This window comes from Flavobacterium procerum, assembly GCF_042431625.1.
GTDB lineage: Bacteria > Bacteroidota > Bacteroidia > Flavobacteriales > Flavobacteriaceae > Flavobacterium > Flavobacterium procerum.
In genome coordinates, this window is the sequence record NZ_JBHLYW010000014.1 from 1 (window position 1) to 2,643 (window position 2,643).

Sequence of the window (2,643 nt, forward strand, 5' to 3'; positions counted from 1 at the left end):
TAGAAAGTTTCTTCTCCCGGCCGCAGCCGGGAGAAAAGGGCGTACATAAGCTTACGGATTATTAGTACTACTCGACTGTGACATTGCTGCCTTTACATCTGTAGCCTATCAACGTGGTCATCTTCCACGATCCTTAAAAGAAATCTCATCTTGTGGTGGGTTTCGCGCTTATATGCTTTCAGCGCTTATCCCTTCCCAACGTAGCTACTCTGCGGTGCCCCTGGCGGGACAACAGATACACCAGCGGTTGGTCCAATTCGGTCCTCTCGTACTAGAATCAGATCCACTCAAATTTCTTGCGCCCGCAGTAGATAGAGACCGAACTGTCTCACGACGTTCTGAACCCAGCTCGCGTGCCACTTTAATGGGCGAACAGCCCAACCCTTGGGACCTTCTCCAGCCCCAGGATGTGACGAGCCGACATCGAGGTGCCAAACCCCCCCGTCGATATGAGCTCTTGGGGGAGATCAGCCTGTTATCCCCGGCGTACCTTTTATCCTTTGAGCGATGGCCCTTCCATGCGGAACCACCGGATCACTATGCTCTACTTTCGTACCTGATCGACCTGTATGTCTCTCAGTCAAGCTCCCTTATGCCATTGCACTCTGCGCACGGTTACCAAGCGTGCTGAGGGAACCTTTAGAAGCCTCCGTTACTCTTTTGGAGGCGACCACCCCAGTCAAACTACCCACCAAGCACTGTCCCCCGCAACACGGGGTTAGGCCTCAGACAAACAAAGGGTTGTATTTCAACAATGACTCCACGACGCCTGGCGACGCCGCTTCATAGTCTCCAACCTATCCTACACATCATTTGTCCAAGGTCAATACTAAGCTATAGTAAAGGTGCACAGGGTCTTTTCGTCCCACTGCGGGTAAACGGCATCTTCACCGTTACTACAATTTCACCGAGCTCATGGCTGAGACAGTGTCCAGATCGTTACACCATTCGTGCAGGTCGGAACTTACCCGACAAGGAATTTCGCTACCTTAGGACCGTTATAGTTACGGCCGCCGTTTACTGGGGCTTCAATTCAATGCTTCTCCGAAGATAACATCTCCTCTTAACCTTCCAGCACCGGGCAGGTGTCAGGCCCTATACTTCATCTTGCGATTTTGCAGAGCCCTGTGTTTTTGATAAACAGTCGCCTGGACCTCTTCACTGCGGCCCCGATTGCTCGGGGCGACCTTTCTCCCGAAGTTACAGGTCTATTTTGCCTAATTCCTTAGCCATGAATCTCTCGAGCACCTTAGGATTCTCTCCTCAACTACCTGTGTCGGTTTGCGGTACTGGTACTTATTGCCTGAAGTTTAGAGGTTTTTCTTGGAAGCCCTTAGGCGCGCTATCTCTTTGTCCGAAGACTCCGAGTACTATCGTATTTCACCAAGCTCTCCGGATTTGCCTAGAGAGCCTATAGCTAGGTACTTCAACGAACTATTCCGTCAGTCCGCGGCGCTTTCATCACTCCGTCACCCCATCACAGCAATAAGTAGTACGGGAATATTAACCCGTCGGCCATCGACTGTCCCTTTCGGGTTCGCCTTAGGACCAGACTAACCCACAGCTGATTAGCATAGCTGTGGAAACCTTAGTTTTTCGGTGTGCGGGTTTCTCGCCCGCATTATCGTTACTTATGCCTACATTTTCTTTTCCGACCGGTCCAGCATGCCTTGCGGCACACCTTCAGCCCTGTCGGAATGCTCCCCTACCACTTACAGTTACCTGTAAATCCATAGCTTCGGTAATATGTTTATGCCCGATTATTATCCATGCTCGTCCGCTCGACTAGTGAGCTGTTACGCACTCTTTAAATGAATGGCTGCTTCCAAGCCAACATCCTAGCTGTCTGGGCAGACAAACCTCGTTCTTTCAACTTAACATATATTTGGGGACCTTAGCTGATGGTCTGGGTTCTTTCCCTCTCGGACTTGGACCTTAGCACCCAAGCCCTCACTGCTGTGAAACATTATATAGCATTCGGAGTTTGTCAGGAATTGGTAGGCGGTGAAGCCCCCGCATCCAATCAGTAGCTCTACCTCTATATAACTATCGTCAGCGCTGCACCTAAATGCATTTCGGGGAGTACGAGCTATTTCCGAGTTTGATTGGCCTTTCACCCCTACCCACAGGTCATCCGAAGACTTTTCAACGTCAACCGGTTCGGTCCTCCACTGTGTGTTACCACAGCTTCAACCTGCCCATGGGTAGATCACACGGTTTCGCGTCTAACACTACTGACTAAAGCGCCCTATTCAGACTCGCTTTCGCTGCGGATCCATGGCTTAACCACTTATCCTCGCCAGCAGCGTTAACTCGTAGGCTCATTATGCAAAAGGCACGCCGTCACCCCACGAAGGGGCTCCGACCGCTTGTAGGCGCATGGTTTCAGGATCTATTTCACTCCGTTATTCACGGTTCTTTTCACCTTTCCCTCACGGTACTGGTTCACTATCGGTCTCTCAGGAGTATTTAGCCTTAGCGGATGGTCCCGCCGAATTCAGACAGGGTTTCACGTGCCCCGCCCTACTCAGGATGCCGCTATCCATTACACTCGTTGCCCGTACGGGGCCGTCACCCTCTATGGCGCTCCTTTCCAGAAGCTTCCGGTTCCTTGTGCATGAAATGTCGCGGTCCTACAACCCC

General features: G+C 51.3%; 1 rRNA gene. It reads right to left on the reverse strand.

Annotated features, from left to right (window positions below):
• Positions 1–41: 41 nt before the first annotated feature.
• Positions 42–2,643, reverse strand: a 23S ribosomal RNA gene (locus ACFFLS_RS18840); the annotation flags it as partial.